At 73.6% G+C, this 16,695-nt stretch carries 11 protein-coding genes; 4 read left to right on the top strand and 7 right to left on the bottom strand.

Going from position 1 to position 16,695, the window contains the following annotated elements; all coding sequences use genetic code 11:
• Positions 1 to 233 precede the first annotated feature (233 nt).
• Positions 234 to 1,112, bottom strand: a complete 879-nt coding sequence (locus AB0C96_RS08040; RefSeq protein ID WP_362914824.1) for an SDR family oxidoreductase — start codon at positions 1,110 to 1,112, stop codon at positions 234 to 236.
• 102 nt (positions 1,113 to 1,214) lie between these two features.
• On the opposite strand from AB0C96_RS08040, the gene AB0C96_RS08035 reads away from it, so the two are divergent.
• Entirely contained in the window at positions 1,215 to 2,141 is a 927-nt protein-coding gene (locus AB0C96_RS08035) for a cyclase family protein (protein ID WP_362914822.1), read from the top strand.
• A gap of 274 nt (positions 2,142 to 2,415) precedes the next feature.
• On the opposite strand, the gene AB0C96_RS08030 is transcribed toward AB0C96_RS08035, so the two are convergent.
• The 3 genes from AB0C96_RS08030 to AB0C96_RS08020 all read right to left on the bottom strand — a co-directional run bounded on the left by AB0C96_RS08030 (position 2,416) and on the right by AB0C96_RS08020 (position 5,462).
• Positions 2,416 to 2,874 (bottom strand): ATP-binding protein, encoded by a 459-nt coding sequence (locus AB0C96_RS08030; RefSeq protein WP_362914820.1) that lies wholly within the window; start codon positions 2,872 to 2,874, stop codon positions 2,416 to 2,418.
• Positions 2,875 to 3,337: 463 nt separating this feature from the next.
• Complete coding sequence (locus tag AB0C96_RS08025) at positions 3,338 to 4,321, bottom strand: acyl-CoA dehydrogenase family protein (protein ID WP_362914818.1); 984 nt, start codon at positions 4,319 to 4,321, stop codon at positions 3,338 to 3,340.
• A gap of 7 nt (positions 4,322 to 4,328) precedes the next feature.
• Positions 4,329 to 5,462 (bottom strand): acyl-CoA dehydrogenase family protein, encoded by a 1,134-nt coding sequence (locus tag AB0C96_RS08020; RefSeq protein WP_362914816.1) that lies wholly within the window; start codon positions 5,460 to 5,462, stop codon positions 4,329 to 4,331.
• A gap of 266 nt (positions 5,463 to 5,728) precedes the next feature.
• On the opposite strand from AB0C96_RS08020, the gene AB0C96_RS08015 reads away from it, so the two are divergent.
• Both AB0C96_RS08015 and AB0C96_RS08010 read left to right on the top strand, forming a co-directional pair.
• Positions 5,729 to 7,240, top strand: a complete 1,512-nt coding sequence (locus AB0C96_RS08015) for an AMP-binding protein (protein WP_362914814.1) — start codon at positions 5,729 to 5,731, stop codon at positions 7,238 to 7,240.
• A gap of 59 nt (positions 7,241 to 7,299) precedes the next feature.
• Positions 7,300 to 8,529: a winged helix DNA-binding domain-containing protein gene (locus AB0C96_RS08010; protein WP_362914812.1), complete on the top strand. Its 1,230-nt coding sequence runs from the start codon at positions 7,300 to 7,302 to the stop codon at positions 8,527 to 8,529.
• Here the strand turns inward: AB0C96_RS08010 and AB0C96_RS08005 are convergent.
• From AB0C96_RS08005 to AB0C96_RS07995, 3 genes are all read right to left on the bottom strand, one after another.
• The gene (locus tag AB0C96_RS08005) at positions 8,514 to 10,742 is read right to left on the bottom strand and encodes a protein kinase (RefSeq protein ID WP_362914810.1); all 2,229 of its coding nucleotides are present in this window, start codon (positions 10,740 to 10,742) and stop codon (positions 8,514 to 8,516) included. The two genes, AB0C96_RS08010 and AB0C96_RS08005, sit on opposite strands and share 16 nt — an antisense overlap.
• Positions 10,743 to 10,979: 237 nt before the next feature.
• On the bottom strand, positions 10,980 to 13,115 hold the full coding sequence (locus AB0C96_RS08000) for a serine/threonine-protein kinase (protein ID WP_362914808.1): 2,136 nt from the start codon (positions 13,113 to 13,115) through the stop codon (positions 10,980 to 10,982).
• Between the two features lie 328 nt (positions 13,116 to 13,443).
• Positions 13,444 to 15,150: a glycerol-3-phosphate dehydrogenase/oxidase gene (locus AB0C96_RS07995; protein WP_362914806.1), complete on the bottom strand. Its 1,707-nt coding sequence runs from the start codon at positions 15,148 to 15,150 to the stop codon at positions 13,444 to 13,446.
• Between the two features lie 250 nt (positions 15,151 to 15,400).
• On the opposite strand from AB0C96_RS07995, the gene AB0C96_RS07990 reads away from it, so the two are divergent.
• Positions 15,401 to 16,648 carry a nucleotide sugar dehydrogenase gene (locus AB0C96_RS07990; RefSeq protein ID WP_362914804.1) on the top strand — a complete coding sequence of 416 codons (1,248 nt, stop codon included), beginning with the start codon at positions 15,401 to 15,403 and terminating at the stop codon, positions 16,646 to 16,648.
• The last annotated feature ends 47 nt before the right edge of the window (positions 16,649 to 16,695 follow it).

Genomic DNA, 16,695 nt, shown 5'->3' with positions numbered 1-16,695 from the left:
CCGGACGTAAAGCGAAGCAGTCCGGACACCCAGCCCCGCAGGACCGCACCCGCAGCCGAACAGCCCCGCGCAGCGGCACAGCCCGCCGCAGGCGCAACGGCGAACAACACCCACGGCGAGAAAGCCAACAACGTGGGGAGAACGCCGGCCGCCAGGCCACGGCGAGAAAGCCAACAACGTGCGGAGAACGCCGGCCGCCAAGGCCACGGCGCCGCAGACAAAAACGTGGGTGCCTAAGCCGACTTCGTCGGCATCCGCGCCAGCATCGGCATCGGGTCGACGCCCACCGCCCCCGGCACCACCTCGGCGACCTTCTCCGGGGTCCAGGCGCCGTCGTCGACGTGCACGGAGCGCAGCTCCGACGGTTGTGCCCAGACGGCGATCTTCGGCCCGGCCACTGTGTAGACCTGCCCGGTGACCTCGCGCGCCTGCTCGCTGAGCAGGTAGACGACGAACGCGGCCACGTCCTCCGGCTCGCCGATCTCGGTCAGCTTCATCGGCACCTTCGCCGACATCCGGGTGTGCGCGACGGGCGCCACGGCATTGGCGGTCACCCCGTACTTGTGCAGGCCCAGTGCCGCGCTCCGCACCAGCGAGATGATCCCGCCCTTCGCGGCGGAGTAGTTGGCCTGCGACACCGAACCCTGGTGATTGCCGCTGGTGAAGCCGATGAGGGTCCCGTACCGCTGGCGCCGCATCACCGCGGCCGCCGCCCGGAAGACGGTGAACGTGCCCTTCAGATGGGTGGCGACCACCGGGTCCCACTCCTCCTCGGACATGTTGAAGAGCATCCGCTCGCGCAGGATCCCGGCCACGCACACCACGCCGTCGATCCGCCCGTACTGCGCCAGCGCGGTGTCCACGATCCGCTGGCCGCCGGCCATGGTGGACACGTCGTCGGCGACCGCGGTGGCCACGCCTCCGGCGGCCTCGATCTCCGCCACCACGGAGTCGGCGACCTCGCTGCTCGGTTGGCCGCCGTCGATGGCGACGCCGTAGTCGTTGACGACGACCTTCGCGCCCTGCGCGGCGCAGGCCAGCGCCACCGCCCGCCCGATGCCGCGTCCGGCGCCGGTGACGGCGATCGCCTTGCCGGTCAAGAAGTTCCCCATGCCGCGCCCCTTCCCGCAGTTTCTGACGGACCGTTAGATTTTTGAGCAGGCGCGGTACGAACACAAGACCCCGAGCCGAACCACCGGCCCCGAGGAGGCCCCATGCCCTTGCCGCAGGAGTTCCACGACATCGCCACGCGCGTGAACAACTGGGGGCGTTGGGGAGCGGACGACGAGATCGGCACCCTCAACCTGATCACCGACGAGGTGGTGCGCGAGGCCGCCGCCACCGTCCGCACCGGCCGCCGCATCCCGCTCGCCGTACCGCTCCGGCAGGACGGCGTGCAGACCGGGATGATCCCCGGCCGGGTCAACCCCCTGCACACGATGATCGCCGTCAACCAGGAGATCTTCGGCCCGGGTACGGTCGCGACCTCGGACGACGTGGTCACCATGGGCCTCCAGGCCGCCACCCACTGGGACGGCCTCACCCACGTCTCGCACTCCGGGCGGCTCTACAACGACCGCCCCGCCGACTCGATCACCGCACACGGCGGCGCCTCCGCCCTCGGCATCGAGAAGGCCACCCCGATCGCCTCGCGCGGCGTCCTGCTGGACGTGGCCCGCGCGCACGACACGGACCGACTGCCCGGCGGGTACGCCGTTACACCGGAGGACCTGGACGCCGCCGAGGAGTTGGCGGGGGTGACGGTCCGGGCCGGCGACATCGTCCTGGTGCGGACCGGTCAGCTGCGGCACTACCTGGCCGGGGACCGGCAGGCGTACGCCTTCCCGTCGCCCGGCCTGTCGCTGCGCACCCCGGAGTGGTTCCGCGCGCGCGACGTCGCGGCGGTCGCCAACGACACCCTGACGTTCGAGATCTTCCCGCCGGAGATCGAGGGCCTGTGGATGCCGGTGCACGCGCTCCACCTCGTCGAGATGGGCATGCTCCAGGGCCAGAACTGGAACCTGGAGGAGCTGTCGGAGGCCTGCGCGGAGGCGGGGCGCTGGGCGTTCTTCCTGTCCGCGATGGCCGAACCGTTCGTCGGCGGGTCCGGCACACCGGTCGCGCCGGTGGCGGTCCTCTGAGCGGGCCGGCCGGGTGGCGGTGCGCCGATGCGCGCCCCGAGCACGGCACCGCGCACCGCCACCGCCCCCCGGCTATCGCCGGAGAGACCCCCAGCCGGGCCGGCGATCCGCACTCGTCGAGGCAAGGACCGGGCACACCCGGTTCCCCCCACACCCTCGGCGTCCCCTCACGGCGAATCGCTCCACCCAAGAGTGATCAACTGGGCACGCCACGTCAACACCTGGTCTGGACTTAGTCTCGTTATGCCCGAAATGTCGGCTCGCGGCCGGTGCCTCACTGCGCGAGAGAGCTCAGCCGCCCCAGATCCGCCCCGGCCGCCATCAGCAGCGGCTGACCGCGGTCCACCTCGCACCAGATGCGCTTGCCGGCACCCTCCTGCTGCCAGCCCCAGCGGTCCGCCAGACCGTCGACCAGCTCCAGGCCGCGGCCGTTGGTGTCATCGCCGTCGGCGTGCCGTTGGCACGGCGGCCGGGCGCTGGCGTCCGCCACCTCCACGCGGACGGTGCCGACCACGGCCCCCGCCCCGGAGAAGCACATCCGCAGCACGGCCGACGCGCCGGTGTGCACCACGGCATTGGTCACGAGCTCGGAGATCAGCAGGATCAACGTCTCCGCGAGCGGCTCGTCCGGCCCTATACCGGAGCCCACGAGCCGCGAACGGGCCCATCGCCGAGCCCGCCCCACCTCTGCCGGGTCGGGCCGTACGTTCAACTGCACCTGAAGCACCTGCACCGCTCACACCATCCGAACCGGCGGAAACATCGCCTCGCGCCTCCACGGAGTCACAGTGCGTGACCCCGGCGAAGCACAGCATGGTTGACGTTCAGTCACCCCAACAAGCGCTTCGGGCATATTCCAGCGCAAGGGAGTATGCGTGCTGCATACTGTGCGACGCACTTTGCGGGGAGTCGAACAAGGGCGGGTATCGGGCCCCGGCCCAAGGCGGGCGGCGGCGCGCAGTCCGTACCCCGGAGCCGTCATGGGGACGGCACCGGGTTCGTTGCGCCACAGAACCACTCGCACCCAACGGAGCGTACCCGAGCGGACCGCCGACTCCCCCCTGTGACGAGTCACACCTAGGACACAACCCGATATCGACCCTCCGTGACCACTTCTGCATGGTGAGTCCGACATTCCGCGCGCGGGTTGGCTGAGTCTGACATCGTCACCCATCGCTCACCGCCCCACCCGCCCGTCAGTCGATCAGGTCCGCCGCCAGCAGCTCTTCCGCGTCGCGCGCCGCGCCCCAGCGCTCGGCCCGCAACCAGGCCCGCTTGAGATGCAGATGGACATCGGCCTCCCAGGTGAAGCCCATCCCGCCATGGACCTGTAGGCAGTCCCGGGCGTTGCGCACCGCGGCCTCGTCGGCGAGCAGCTTGGCCCCCGTGACGTCCAGGGCACCGCCCGTGACCGCCGCCGCATAAACCGCACTTCGGGCGATTTCCGCACGTACGAGCATCTGTGCGCACAGATGCTTGACCGCCTGGAAGGAGCCGATGGGTGCGCCGAACTGGGTGCGCCTGCGGGCGTGCGCGACCGCCATCTCGACCGTCCGGGTCGCACTGCCCAGTTGCAGCGCCGCGGTGAGCAGCGCGGCCTCGCGGCGCAGTCGGGGCACGTCCGGGTCGGCCAGCGGGGCGGTGCGCGGAGCGTCGGTCACGGCGGCGAGCGGGGTGAGGGGGTCGATCGAGGTCCACGGGGCGCAGGAGACCCGGTCCGGCGTGCACCGGTACGCACCGGCCGTGCGCCCCTGTGCGCCCCCTTCGGGCGACCCGTCCGCACCCCCCTCCATCAAGATCAACTCATCGCAGTCGCCGGGGTGTTCCCAGAGCACCGGCTCGGCCGCCCCGTCGCACAGCCCGACGACCGTCTCGCCCGTCGCGACGCCGTCCACCACCCCGGCCAGCAGCTGGCACGCCACCAGCGGCCCGGGCAGCAGCGCCCGCCCGGCCTCCTCGAAGACCAGCACCGCCTCCGGCAGCCCGAGCCCCACCCCGCCGGCCGCCTCGGGCAGCCGCAGCGCGAAGAACCCGGCCGCGCCCAGCTCCCGCCACAGCGCGCGGTCCAGCGCGGGGTCGTCCACGGCGGCCCGCAGCCGATCGCGGTCGAACCGGCCGGCCAGCAACTCCCGGGCACCCTCCCGCAACTCCCTCTGATCTTCGGTGAGTTGGAAGTGCACCGGCCGCTCACCGCCCCTTCGGCAGGCCGAGGATCCGCTCGGCGACGATGTTCTGCTGGATCTGCGAGGTGCCGGCCGCGATGGTGTACGAGAGGGCGGAGAGCCGGTCGGCGACCCAGGTGCGGTCGGCGTCCAGCGCGCCCGCGCCCAGCACCTCGGCGGCCGCGTCGTACAGCTCCTGGCGGGCGTGCGAGTAGCGCAGCTTGAAGACCGAGCCGCCCACGCCGGGGGTTCCTCCGGTGGCCTGGGCCTCGCTGACGTTCCACTGGATGAGCCGCCACAGCGCGCCGAACTCGGCGTTCAGCCGGCCGAGTCTGCGGCGCAGCACCGCGTCGTCCCAGCGGCCGTTGCCGCGCGCCGCGCGGGCGAGCGCACCGAGCACCCGTCGGCAGGCCACGACCTCCCCCACGAAGGCGGTACCGCGCTCGAAGGACAGGGTCACCATCGTCACCCGCCAGCCGTCGTTCTCCTCGCCGACCCGGTTGGCGACCGGGACCCGCACCTCGTCGAGGAAGACCTCGGCGAACTCGGTCGACCCGGCGAGGGTGCGCAGCGGCCGGACCGTGACGCCGGGGGCGTCCATCGGCATGGCGAGCCAGGTGATGCCCCGGTGCTTCGGTGCGCCGGGGTCGGTGCGGACGAGCAGTTCGCACCAGTCGGCGACCTCGGCGTGCGAGGTCCAGATCTTGGCGCCGCTGACCACGTACGCGTCGCCGTCCCGTACGGCCCTGGTGCGCAGCGCGGCGAGGTCCGATCCGGCATCCGGTTCGCTGAAGCCCTGGCACCAGATCTCGTCGCCGCGCAGGATCGGCGGCAGCCAGCGCCGTCTCTGCTCCGCGGTGCCCTCCGCCGCGATCGTCGGCCCGGCATGCAACAGCCCCACGAAGTTGGCGCCCACATAGGGCGCACCGGCGCGCTCGGTCTCCTCCAGGAAGATCAGCCGCAGGGTCGGGGAGGCGTCCCCGTGCACACCCGCGTACCCGGCGTCGTGGAGCATCCGCTGCCAGGCGGTGTCGTACGCCCGCCGGCCCGGCCAGTCGGTCGCGGCGGGCTTCGGCGGGAGGGTGGGCAGCGCCTCGGCCAGCCACTGCCGCAACCGGGCCCGGAAGTCCTCCTCTTCCTCCGTGCAGGCGAGGTCCATCAGGCCGGGCCCGGGCCGGGCGTGTCGATCCGTCGGTCGTCGACGCCGATGCGGCGCGGTGGCTCCACCGGCTGTGCCATCGGGTTGCCCATCGTCGTCCCCTCGCCCGTGTCCGGCCCGGTCCACCGTGGGACCCGAAGGCCGTATCTGATGAGCCGTCAGAAAGAGGCTAGACCCGGACCCTCTGGACCGACAAGGCTCCGGCCCCTACCCTCGACCAGAAAACTGACACAGCGTCAGAAAAGCGCGGCCCGGCGGGAGGGCGGATGACCGGCGACACCCTGTGGGACCTCCTCGTCCGGCGCGCCGCCCGCACCCCCGACGCCCCGGCCCTCATCCAGGGCGCGGTCTCGGCCCGCGACGAGCGGCGGATCGCCTTCGGCGGGCTGCACCGGCGCGCGGAGCGGGTCGCGGCCGGGCTGTACGAGCTGGGCGTACGACCCGGCAGCCGGGTCGTCTGGCAGCTCCCGACCCGTATCGAGACGGTGCTGCTCAGCCTCGCGCTGGCGCGCCTCGGCGCGGTCCAGAGCCCGGTCGTGCCGCTCTACCGCGACCACGAGGTGGGCCAGGTGCTGCGCCGCACCGGCGCGGCGTTCCTCGTGGTCCCCGGCGCATGGCGCGGCTTCGACCACGGCGCGATGGCGCACCGCCTGGCCGCCGGCCTGCCCGACCCGCTCACCGTCGTCGAGGCGTACGACACGCTCCCCGAGGCCGACCCCTCGGTGCTGCCCCCGCCGCCCGCCGACGCCGACGAACCCCGCTGGATCTACTGGACGTCCGGCACCACCGCCGGCCCCAAGGGCGTCCTGCACACCGACCGCACCCTGTGCACGGCCGGCCGCTGGCTGGCCGACGCGCTGCGGCTCGGCCCGTCCGACGTCGGCTCGATGGCCTTCCCGTACGCGCACGTCGCGGGCCCCGACTACACCGTGGTGCTCCTGCTGCTCGGCATCCCGGCGCTGTTGCTGGAGCACTTCGCCCTGCCCGGATCGCTCGCCGCCTACCGCCGCCACCGCGTCACCGTCGCCGGCGGCTCCACCGCCTTCTACGCCCTCTTCCTCGCCGAGCAGCGCACGCTGCCGCCCGGCCGCCGGCTGCTGCCGGCGCTGCGGCTGCTGGCCGGCGGCGGCGCCCCCAAACCGCCCGCCCTGTACCACGAGGTCACCGCGGAACTCGGCTGCCAGCTCGTGCACGGCTATGCGATGACCGAGGCCCCGATGGTCACCATGGGCGACCCGTACGACAGCCCCGAGCACCTCGCGACCACGGACGGCCGGCCGCCCGACGGCATGGAGATCCGGATCACGCCCGGGACCGGCGAGGTGCGGCTGCGCGGCCCGGTGGTCTGTCGCGGCTACCTCGACGAGCCCGCCCCCTTCGACGCGGACGGCTTCCTGCCCACCGGAGACCTCGGCCACCTCACCCCCGCCGGCCACCTGGTGATCACCGGTCGCCTCAAGGACGTCATCATCCGCAAGGGCGAGAACGTCTCCGCCCGGGAGGTCGAGGAGCTGCTGTACCGGCATCCGGACGTCGCCGACGCCGCGGTCATCGGCCTGCCGGACGACGAGCGCGGCGAACGGGTCTGCGCGGTGGTCGAACAGCCGCCAGGGGCACCGGAGTTGACCCTGGCGGCGGTCACCGCTCACCTGGTCGGCCAGGGCCTCGCCCGGCACAAGCTCCCCGAGCAGCTGGAGGTGCTGCCCGCCCTGCCGCGCGGGGCGACCCTGCGCAAGGTGCTCAAGCAGGAGCTGCGGGAGCGGTTCGGGGCCGGGTAGACGCGTCGGCTGCTCACTCGCGGACAGCAACCGTCCTCGATGCCCCGTACCGTCGCCCCATGACCCGCCTCCGCCCCCGTATCGATGCCGCCGCGCGCCGGGCCCGCCTCGGCCGCCGCCACCTGCTTGCCCCCGCCCACCGCGCGGCCACCGCCGAGCAGGTCACCGACGCCCTGCTCGGGCTGCACGCCACCGACGCCGCGACCGTGTTCCTGTCCGCCTGCGCCCGGCTGGCCGTGCCCGATCCCGGCGCGGTGGAGCGCGCGCTGTACGAGGACGTCACCCTCGTCCGGATGCAGGCCATGCGCCGCACGCTGTTCGCGGTCGGCACCGCGCTGGCACCGGTCGTCGGCGCCTCCACCGCCCGGGCCATCGCCGCCAAGGAACGCCGCGACCTGACCCGGTGGGTGATGACGGAGGTGGGCTGGGACGAACGGCGGCTGGCCGAGGTCGAGGAGCGGACCCTCGCCGCCCTCGCGGCGCGCGGCGAGGCCACCGCGGCCACACTCGCCGAGGACGTCCCCGACCTGCGCACGACGGTCGTGGTCTCGCCCGGCAAGTCCTACCAGGCCACCGTCGCGGTCTCCAGCCGGATCCTGCGCTGCCTGGCCGCCGAGGGCCGGATCCGGCGCAGCCGGCCGCGCGGCAACTGGACCAGCAGCCTGTTCCGCTGGGCCCCGGGCACCGCCCTCACGGAGCTGCCCGACCTCCCGCCCGCCGACGCCCAGGCCGAGCTCGCCCGCCGCTGGCTCGCCGCGTACGGCCCGGCCACCGCGGCGGACCTCAAGTGGTGGACGGGCTGGACGCTCACCGACACCCGGCGGGCGCTCGCCACCGTCGGCGCGGTGGAGGTGGACCTGGCCGAAGGGGCCGGCTACGCCCTCCCCGACGACCTCGAACCGGTCCCCGCCGCCGAACCCTGGGCCGCCCTGCTGCCCGCCCTCGACCCCACCGCGATGGGCTGGAAGTCCCGCGACTGGTACCTCGACCCCGCTCACGCCCCGCAGCTCTTCGACCGCAGCGGCAACATCGGCCCGACGGTCTGGTGGAACGGCCGGATCATCGGCGGCTGGGCCCAGCGCCCGGACGGCGAGATCGTCTGGCGCCTGCTGACGGACGGTGGGGGTACCTCGCTGCCCGAGCGAAGCCGAGAGCTTGGGGGAGGTGAGGCCGCCGCCGCGGTGGCGGTCGAGGCGGCCCGGCTGGCGGACTGGGTCGGCGACGTCCGCGTCACCCCGCGGTTCCGGACGCCGCTGGAGCGGGAGTTGACGGCTCAGCGCGGGGCGTAGGACCGGGTCGCCTGCTCGTAGAGCCGGTCCACCTCCTGGCGACCGGTGTCCGGACCGATGACCAGGACCAGGTGGTAGCGGCCCTGGTGGATCATGGCGAGATTGCGCACATAGACCTCGCGGCCGCTGGAGTCACGCCAGCTGAACGTGCCCTCCGCCATCGCCGTCGGCCCGACGTCGGTCCGCCGCAGGCCGGAGGCGGTGGCCCAGCCGGAGCCGCGGTACGGGGCGAGTTCGGGCTCCTTGTCCTGGAGGTAGGCCATCGGGTCCGCGCCGAACCTCGCCGTGGTGTCGCGGCCGGGCACGACCAACAGCTCGTAGTCACCGCCGACGTACCGCACCTGGCCCTGGCCGTTGGCGCCGCGCCGCTGCCAGCCCTCGCGGACCGCGATCCGGAAGCCGCTGGGATCGGTGCGCAGCGCGAAGCCCTTGGCGAGGTCCGCGGACTCGGTGGGCTGCGGGTCTCCGCTACCGGGCGTACCGCCGTCCGCGTCGCCGGAGGGCGTGGGGCTGCCGTCGGGCGCCGCGCCCGACGTGGCCGTGCGGTCCGCGCCGTGCCGGCCGGCCCTGGCGCCCTGGCCGGCCTTCGGCATGAACGCCATCGCATAGATGACCGCACAGACCAGGAGCAGCAGGATCGCGGTCAGCAGCAGCCGGCCGAGGTTGCGCGGGCCGCCCCGCACCGGGCGAGCCGGCCGGGCCGCGGTGTCGACGTCGACCTGACCCAGCATCTGCTGCTCGTACAGGTCCCGTTCCGAGGTCCGCGCCCGCCCGGCCGGTCCGGCCGACCGGACCGTGCGGGCCGGCCGGGGCGCCCGGAGCGGCTTGGGCTGCTTCGGGGGACGCGGCTGACGGGGCGGCGGCGCCAGCGGGAAGGTCTGCTCGGCGGGCCGGGCCGCACGGCGGGGGCCCGGCGTGCGCGGTGGCGGCGGTGCCGGTGCGGCGGCGGCCGTCCGCACGCCGTCGCGGCCCGGCTGCGCAGAGCGCTCGCGGTGGGCCGTCCGGGTCCTCTTGTGCCGCCCGTGGTGGACCAGTTCGCCCCGACGCCGCACGATCGGCAGCCACCGCGGACCGCCGCCCTGCTCCAGCGCCGGCATCGTCACCAGCCGACTGCCGACCTCCGGCTCGGGCGCGGTACGGATCAGCGAGCGCAACCAGCCGTGCAACTCCTCGAAGTCCGGGCGGTCGGCCGGGTCCGGGCGCAGCAGGGACTCGACGACGGGCCGCAGCGCCCCGCACTCCCCGGCAACCACCGGCGGCTCGGAGCAGACCAGCTCGGCCAGTTCGACGACGCTGTCCTCGGGGAACGGCGGATGCCCCTGGACGCTGCGGCACAGCAGCGCGCCGACCGCCCACAGGTCGGTGGCCGGGCCGAGCCGCGGGGGCACCTGCCCGTCCTCGCGCACCGGTCCGGCCTGCTCGGGCGCCCAGCGTTCGGTGACCGGGCCGACGACGGTCAGCCGCACCTGCCGGGCCCGCTCGGCGGCCAGTGCGGTGGTGGGGCGGCCGTAGCCGGTGGTGGTGGCCACGGCGGCGGTGGCGCCGTCGGCACCGGCGGGCTTGGCCAGCGAGACCCCACCCCCGGTCTCGGCCTCGGCCTCGGCCGGCGAATCGTATCCGCACAGCGCTTCCTGGGCCGCGCCCGCCGCCAGACCGGTCAGGATGGCCCGGCCGTCCTCACAGATCAGGACCGTACGGGTGGTGATGTTGCGGTGCAGCCGGCCGTCCGCGTGCAGCACCCGCAGCGCGGTCAGCAGATCGGCGGCGATCTCCGCGGCGCGGTGCGGGGACAGCGGGCGCTCGGCGAGCAGCGCGGCCAGCGGGCGGGCGGCCAGGAGTTCGCCGACGACCCACAGGCTGCCGTCCTGGACGAAGACGTCGAAGACCTGCTCCAGCCGCGGATGGTCGGGCAGCTGCGCCACGGTCGTGGCGGCCTCCAGGGCGCGCCGTACGACGGGGTCCCGGGGGCTGCGGTCGGCCACCGCGCCGGCTCGTCCGGCGCCCGGGCCGCCGCCCGGCCCCCCGGCGTACCCGGTCGCCTCCGCCCCCACGACCTCCGCCTCGACGACCTCCGGCAGCGGCACCTGACGGAGCAGGACCTCCTGCCCGCTGTAGGTGTCGAACGCCCGGGTCTCGGTGAAGTCGTCGTCGCCTAGGGGGCGCACGGGCAGGCGGTAGCGCTCGGCGAGCACCCTTCCTGCGTACTCGTCCACGACGCCTCCCCGCAGCGCGCGCTGGTGTCTACCGTCCGTGTCCACCGTCCCGCCGAAGCCGACCACCGGCTCCGACGCCGGTGGTCACTTCCGGTCGCATTCCCGCCGATTGCGGATGCGTACGGTCCCGATGTCTCAGATGTCTCACGATACGTGCCCGCACCCGCGGTTGCGGCCCGCTCGGCCGAACGACGCGCGCCGTCCGTGTCCGTCACCGCGCCCGGCACGCCGCCCGGCTCAGTCCTTCACCGCGAAGGTCTTGAACGCGGTCGCGATGACCTGCTGGCACTCCTTGTCCGACCAGGAGTCCGCCTTGCAGGTGATCATGATGGCGTAGCCGTGGTCGTCGTCGGCCCGGAACCCGCGGTTGAGGACCCGTACCTTCTCGCCGTCCTGCTCGCGGGTGAACGACCAGTCGGCGACGGTCGGATAGCCCCGCCACTGCACCGACTTGATGCCGATGAGGTGGTAGTTGTCGCTGGAGCTGCGCACGCTCGGCTCCAGGCTGCGCCAGGCGGCCGCCGCGTCCTCGCCGGGCTCGGCGTTGTAGTCGATCTGGACGCGCGGGAACCCGCCCGACGCGCTGTATATGGCGCCGGAGTTCTGCCCGGCGGTGCCGGTCTGCCGAAAGCCCTTGGGCATCGCCATGCGGAAGTGGAAGGCGCCGTTGGAGACCGCGGCGAAGCCGTCCGGCACCGCCTTGGCATCCTGACCGCCCTTGCCGTCCTTGCCGCCCTGGTCCCCGAGGGGGGTGGCGCCGGGCGTCTGCGGGCCGGACCCGCCGGGCTGGTTCGTGGCCGCATCGCCGTTCGCATCGGCCGCGTCGGTCGAGGGATCGGCCTTGGAGGCGGACGGCGCCTTGTCCTGACGGCCGGACGCATGGCCGCCCCGCGTGCCCGTGTCGCCACCGCTCAGCACGACGGCCAGCACCGTGCCGAGCACCGCGAGGGCGACGGCCACGGCCACGATGATCAGCGTGCGGCGCGGAACCACGTCGGTCAGCGACGCGCGCGAGGTGGACGGGCGGTTGCCGTCCCCGGGTCTGGACTCCGCGCGGGCCGCCGCGGCGGCCTTGCGCACGGACTCCAGGGCGCCTCGCACCCGTTCCTTGGCGAGGTCGGCGACGGCGGGACGGGAGGCCGTCGGGCGGGTCGCCGGCTCGCCGTCCGCGGCCGTCTTCTTCGCGGTGTCCGCGGCAGGCGCGACCGTGGCCGCCTTCTTCGGGCGCTCCGGCGCGCTCGCCGCGGCGCTCGCCCCGGCCCCCGCGGCCTTGGCGGCGCCGGCCTTGCCCGTACCGGTCTGTCCCGTTCCGGCCTTGCCCGTACCGGCCTTGCTCGAACCGCTGGTGCCCGTGCCGGCCTTGCCGGCACCGGACGCGCTCCCGCTCCCGGCGGCCGGCTTCGCCTTCGGCGCCCGGCTCTTCGGGGCGGCCTTCGGCTTCGCGCCGCCCTTGGACTTGGTCCGCTCGCCGGTCAGGGTCGGCAGGGCCATCGCCCGCGTCGCGTCCGCCGGCGGTTCGGGTGCGGGCTTCTCCGGGGCGTGCACGATGGCGTTCAGCAGCGCCCGCGCGCCCGCGTCGTCCAGACGGGCGTCGGGGTCCTTCACCAGCAGGCCGTAGATGACCTCTTCCAGGGCGCCGGCGCTCTTCGGCGGCTCCACCGGCTCGGTCATCACCGCGGTGAGCGTGGCGATCGCCGACCCCTTGTCGTACGGGGGCACGCCCTCGACGCAGGCGTACAGCAGCCCGCCCAGCGACCACAGGTCGGCCGGCGGGCCGGGCTTCTGGCCGCGGGCGCGCTCCGGGGAGATGTAGGAGGGGGCGCCGACGAGCATGCCGGTCGAGGTCACCGAGGGGTCCCCCTCGACCTGGGCGATGCCGAAGTCGCTCAGCACGACCCGGCCGTCGTCGGACATCAGGACGTTGGACGGCTTCACATCGCGGTGCAGGATGCCCTCGCGGTGCGCGGCGCGCAGCACGTCGAGCACCGCCAGGCCCACCTCGGCGGCGCGGCGCGGGGTGAGCGGGCCGTCGTCGCGGACCACTTCGGCGAGCGAGCGGCCCTCGACCAGCTCCATCACGATCCACGGCCGGTCGTCCTCGTCGACCACGTCGTAGACCGTCACCGCGCCGTTGTGGCGGATCCGGGCGATCGCCTTGGCCTCGCGCAGCGTACGGGTGATCAGCCGACGCTTCTCGTCCTCTTCGACCCCACCCGGGAAGCGCAGTTCCTTGACTGCGACCGTACGGCCCAGGACCTCGTCGCGTGCCCGCCAGACGGTGCCCATGCCGCCCCGGCCGAGGACATCGGCGAGCCGGTACCGGCCGGCGAGCAGCCTGCCCTCCGTGCCGTCCATCTCGACCTCGTCGCCCACTGAATCCCCTCGGCAATCCAGCCGAGTTGGCAGCTTTGACGTCGCATCGATCGTCAAACTGACCCAACTCGGACAACCCACCCTGGCAGAGCCTTCATTCTCCCTCATCCGTGGCCATGCGGAAGGCCCGGGTCGGTGCCGACGGACACCGCCCACCCGTCATGACGGCCCTGAGGAACCGGAGTCCCACTGACGAAGCGCTCGCCCCGCCCGGCCCGGACGGCCGTGTCGACCGCCGTGGCCGGACTCGTTCTGGCCGCCCGCACCGGTCAGTCGGCGGTCCGGCACGGCGCTCCGGGGGGGGCGGCCTCTACGCCGCCGAGCCGCCCTACCGCGGCACGATGTCCGGCGCCCCCAGGCGCGCCGCATCCGCCGTCAGATCGTCGGGCTGGCGCTGCGATTCGCGCTCCGCCTCCACCCGCTTCTCGTAGTGCGCGATCTCCTTCTCGACCTGCTCGCTGCCCCAACCCAGCGCGGGTGCCATCAGCTCGGCCGCCTCACGGGCGCTGCGGGTGCCCCGGTCGAAGGTCTCGATCGAGATCCGGGTACGGCGGGTCAGCACGTCGTCCAGGTGCCGCGCGCCCTCGTGCGTGCAGGCGTACACCACCTCGGCGCGCAGGTAGTCCTCCGCGGCCGCCAGCGGTTCGCCCAGCGAGGGGTCGGCCACCACCAGCTCCAGCACCTCCTCGGTGAGCGAGCCGTACCGGTTCAACAGGTGCTCTATGCGCGCCACATGCAGCCCGGTGCGCACCGCGATCCGGGCCCGGGCGTTCCACAGCGCCTTGTAGCCCTCGGCCCCGACCAGCGGCACGTCCTCCGTCACGCACTCCGCGACCCTCTGGTCGAGCCCGTGCACCGCCTCGTCGACGGCGTCCTTGGCCATCACCCGGTACGTCGTGTACTTGCCGCCCGCGACCACCACCAGCCCCGGCACCGGATGCGCGACCGTGTGCTCCCGCGACAGCTTGCTGGTGGCGTCCGATTCGCCCGCCAGCAGCGGTCGCAGCCCGGCGTACACACCCTCCACGTCGTCCCTGGTCAGCGGCGTCGCCAGCACCGAATTGACGTGCTCCAGCAGGTAGTCGATGTCCGCGCTGGACGCCGCCGGGTGCGCCTTGTCCAGGTCCCAGTCGGTGTCCGTCGTGCCCACGATCCAGTGCCGCCCCCAGGGAATGACGAACAGCACGCTCTTCTCGGTGCGCAGGATCAGTCCGGTCGTGGAGTGGATGCGGTCCTTGGGGACCACCAGGTGGATCCCCTTCGAGGCCCGCACGTGGAACTGCCCGCGCTCACCGATCAGCGCCTGGGTGTCATCGGTCCACACCCCGGTGGCGTTGACGATCTGTCGGGCCCGGATCCGGTACTCGTCACCCACCTCGACGTCCTGCACCCGCGCGCCGACCACCCGCTCGCCCTCGCGCAGAAACCCCACCACCCGCGCCCGGTTGGCGACCTGGGCGCCGTAGGCGGCGGCCGTCCGCACGATCGTCGCCACGTACCGCGCGTCGTCCATCTGCGCGTCGTAGTACTGCAACGCGCCGACCAGGGCGTCCTTCTTCAGGCAGGGCGCCACCCGCAGCGCCCGCTTGTGCGACAGGTGCCGGTGTACCGGCAGCCCCCTGCCGTGCCCCGAGGAGACCGACATCGCGTCGTACAGCACCACACCCGTGCCCGCGTACCACCGCTCCCACCCCTTGTGGGCCAGCGGGTACAGGAACGGCACCGGTTTCACCAGGTGCGGCGCGAGCCGCTGGAGCAACAGCCCCCGCTCCTTCAGCGCCTCCCGCACCAGCGCGAAGTCCAGCATCTCCAGGTACCGCAGACCACCGTGGATGAGCTTGCTCGACCGGCTGGACGTGCCCGACGCCCAGTCCCTGGCCTCCACCAGACCGGTGGACAGGCCCCGGGTCGCCGCGTCCAGCGCGGTCCCGGCGCCGACGACACCGCCGCCGACCACGAGAATGTCCAGCTCCTGCTCCGCCATTCGGGCGAGCGCCTCGGCCCGCTGCGCCGGTCCCAGTGTCGCTGTCCTCACCGCTGCCTCCCGCTGCCGTCGGGGCCACTGTGGTCGGGGCAACACCCCCGTCCGTCGATTCTGACCGCGCCAAGTGCCGCTATCCACCCTCCACTCACGACGGCAACACCCGACTGTCCAGATCCCTCAATCCCCATTCTGGGCCAAATGTCCGCTTAGTCTACTTATGCACTATTCACATACGTCCGCGGAATCGGCTCCCGTCATCCACACACCTCACGCGCAGTCACTCGGGAAGGACGGCCGCAGCATGCCCGCAGATCTCGCCGTCATCGGACTCGGTCACCTCGGCCTCCCCCTCGCCCAGGCCGCCACCGCCGCCGGCATCGGCACCCTCGGATACGACCCCGACCCCCGGGCCGCCGCCCTCTCCGGCGCCGACGGGCCGCTCTCCGCCACCGAACTCCGCCGCCTGCTCTCGGCGGGCTTCCGCACCACCACCGACCCCACCACCCTCGGCCGGGTCCGTACCGCCGTCATCTGCGCGCCCACACCACCCGGCGAGGAGGGCACCCCCGACCTCACGGCCGTCGCCGACGCCGCCCGCACCCTCGCCGCCCGGCTGCGCCCGCACACCACGGTCATCCTCGAATCCACCGCCTACCCGGGCGCCACCGAGGAATTCCTGCGCCCCCTCCTCGAAGCGGGCTCCGGCCTCACCGCCGGCCGCGACTTCCACCTCGCCTGCTCCCCCGGACGCCACGACCCCGGCAACCGCACCCACCACTACGCCAACACCCCCAAGGTCATCGGCGGCCTCACCCCCGCCTGCACGGAGGCGGCCGCCACGTTCTACGGCCGCCTCACCGACAAGGTCGTCCGCGCCCGGGGCCCGCGCGAGGCGGAGATGACCAAGGTGCTGGAGACCAATTTCCGGCACGTGAACATCGCCCTCGTCAACGAGATGGCCGTCCTCTGCCATGACCTCGGCGTCGACCTGTGGGACGTCATCCGCTGCGCGGAGACCAAACCGTTCGGCTTCCAGTCCTTCCGGCCCGGCCCCGGCGTCGGCGGCCACACCCTCCCCGCGGACCCCAACCACCGCCCCGCCAAAGGCCGTTCGGCCGGCCACCCGCTCCGCCTGGTCGAACTGGCCCGGGACGTCAACGGCCGCATGCCCCACTACGTCATCCAGCGCTGCGCCACCCTCCTGAACGAACACGGCAAGTCCGCCCGCGGCGCCCGGATCCTCCTGCTGGGCGTCACCTACAAACCCGACATCGGCGACCTGACGGGGTCACCGGCCTGGGAGATCGCCTCCCGTCTGAGGGAACTCGGCGCACACGTCACGTACCACGACCCCTACGTCCCCCGCTGGCAGGTCCTCGACCGCCCCGTCCCCCGCGCCGACTCCCTCTACGAGGCCGCCGCCGCGGCGGACCTGACGCTCCTCCTCCAGGCCCACCGCACCTACGACCTCCAAGGGCTGTCGGTGAAGGCCCAGCTCCTCCTGGACACCAGGGGCGCCACCCCCACCGGCGCCGCCCACCGCCTCTGAGAACGCCGAAAGCCCGGCTGCAACGCAGCCGGGCCGTGCACACTCCA

This window comes from Streptomyces sp. NPDC048506, from assembly GCF_040651315.1.
In the GTDB taxonomy this organism is placed as follows: Bacteria; Actinomycetota; Actinomycetes; order Streptomycetales; family Streptomycetaceae; genus Streptomyces.
Note: the sequence above shows the minus strand (reverse complement) of the source record. Positions and strands in the feature narration are given on the sequence as shown.

Bases quoted from the DNA above. Each gene is read 5' to 3' on its own strand.
- AB0C96_RS08040 (WP_362914824.1), bottom strand. From the start codon at position 1,112: ATGGGGAACTTCTTGACCGGCAAGGCGATCGCCGTCACCGGCGCCGGA.
- AB0C96_RS08035 (WP_362914822.1), top strand. From the start codon at position 1,215: ATGCCCTTGCCGCAGGAGTTCCACGACATCGCCACGCGCGTGAACAAC.
- AB0C96_RS08020 (WP_362914816.1), bottom strand. From the start codon at position 5,462: ATGGACCTCGCCTGCACGGAGGAAGAGGAGGACTTCCGGGCCCGGTTG.
- AB0C96_RS08015 (WP_362914814.1), top strand. From the start codon at position 5,729: ATGACCGGCGACACCCTGTGGGACCTCCTCGTCCGGCGCGCCGCCCGC.
- AB0C96_RS08010 (WP_362914812.1), top strand. From the start codon at position 7,300: ATGACCCGCCTCCGCCCCCGTATCGATGCCGCCGCGCGCCGGGCCCGC.
- AB0C96_RS07990 (WP_362914804.1), top strand. From the start codon at position 15,401: ATGCCCGCAGATCTCGCCGTCATCGGACTCGGTCACCTCGGCCTCCCC.